We start from the raw sequence: 601 nt of genomic DNA on the forward strand, positions 1-601 counted from the left end.
ACTTGGGAGATTTGCCCATGTTGTGGGACTGAATTCGGTTATGAAGATTGCTCTATTAGCGTTAGGAGAAATAGATCTGCATGGATAGCTAAAGGATTAAAATGGTGTAACGAGCGCGAGAAGCCTTATTTCTGGAATTTCAACGAACAAATATCAAATGTGCCGCCGGAATATATGCAATAGGAAGTACATAAGGCAATCACAAGCATTGTCAGAAATGGGTTGACTGGTGGTTGGAAAGTTTTCAAGAAAGCGCAAGCAACAGGGCACCGCCAACATTCGATGAATTGAAATTAAAAACAAAAAGGTAAAGGTGTTCAAGTTATGAATGAGATGAGCACTATCTTGGCAAAAATAGTTATAGACGCTTGTTTATTTTTTTGAGTTTTCGGATTCAGGTGTTATAGATCCTGGCGCTGCAATTAAAATGATGGAGCAAATTGCATCTGAACTACAGGGTCTCTCAGAGAGTCAGAAAGAAAGTGTTTGTGAAATTTTTAACGAAATAGCGAGTAATTACGACGAAGAGTTTTCATCTTTTATATTGAGCTTACCTGAAAATCTTGGGTTGATAGATTAGCCATGAATATCGCGAAACTTA

The 601-nt window shown here is 37.9% G+C and carries 1 protein-coding gene; it reads left to right on the plus strand.

What is annotated here, in order from left to right; genetic code table 11:
* The coding region (locus D588_RS28515) for a hypothetical protein (protein ID WP_232764276.1) at positions 1–183 on the plus strand (183 nt) is incomplete at its 5' end.
* Positions 184–601 lie beyond the last annotated feature (418 nt).

Source organism: Xanthomonas sp. SHU 308 (assembly GCF_000364645.1).
In the GTDB taxonomy this organism is placed as follows: domain Bacteria; phylum Pseudomonadota; class Gammaproteobacteria; order Xanthomonadales; family Xanthomonadaceae; genus Xanthomonas_A; species Xanthomonas_A sontii.